This window comes from Hyphomonas oceanitis SCH89 (assembly GCF_000685295.1).
Taxonomy (GTDB): domain Bacteria; phylum Pseudomonadota; class Alphaproteobacteria; order Caulobacterales; family Hyphomonadaceae; genus Hyphomonas; species Hyphomonas oceanitis.
This window is the reverse complement of sequence record NZ_ARYL01000155.1, coordinates 1-653: the sequence shown is the minus strand read 5'-3', so window position 1 is coordinate 653 and position 653 is coordinate 1. Positions and strand designations below refer to the sequence as shown.

Below are 653 nucleotides of genomic sequence, written 5' to 3'. Positions count from 1 at the left end.
CGTTGGGGTTGCCGCAAAGACCCGGTAGCCTCGCGCGTTCGCGACACGCAGCCGCCAGTCAGCCGCTGTATCGGCGATACCTGCCAGCTGCATATCGTCCTGGAGTGTCACGGCATCGGCAACACGTTTGCCGATGACACCGTAACCGTTTACGGCGACCCGGATTGACTTGTCATGCATGCTCCTGCTCCTTCGGTGACAGATTTTGCTGCGTTGCGACCAGATTTTGTGGCACGCCTTTCAGATACGTCTTGATGTTCTCGAGTGTGGTCTCGGCAATTCGGGCGATGGCTTCTTGCGTATTGAAAGCGGAGTGAGGCGTCACGATCACATTGGGCATCCGCAGTAGAACCTGGTCGGCAACCAGGGTGCGCAGATCATGTCCGTCGCAATCAACCGAACAGATCAGCTCTGCCTCTTCGCGAAGCATGGGTTCATCAGGCAGGACGTCAAGTCCGGCGGCAGACACCTTTCCGCTTTTCAACGCCTTGATCAGCTCCTGGGTATCGATCACGTCGCCGCGCGCCGTGTTGATGATTACGACACCATCTTTCATTCGCTTGAAGGCGTCTGCAGACACAAGATGACGGGTCCGGGGTGTGGACGGCACGTGCAGGGATATTATATCGGCGGTCGTTAGGAGGTCGTCAAAA

Annotated in this window: 1 protein-coding gene and 1 pseudogene; both read right to left on the bottom strand. The window is 57.1% G+C overall.

What is annotated here, in order from left to right:
* Positions 1–180 (bottom strand): annotated as a pseudogene (locus HOC_RS20700) (type II glyceraldehyde-3-phosphate dehydrogenase); the annotation flags it as partial.
* Positions 173–653: NAD(P)-dependent oxidoreductase (locus HOC_RS20695; RefSeq protein WP_035542736.1), on the bottom strand; the 481-nt coding region annotated here is incomplete at its 5' end. The gene HOC_RS20695 and the pseudogene HOC_RS20700, both read right to left, overlap by 8 nt.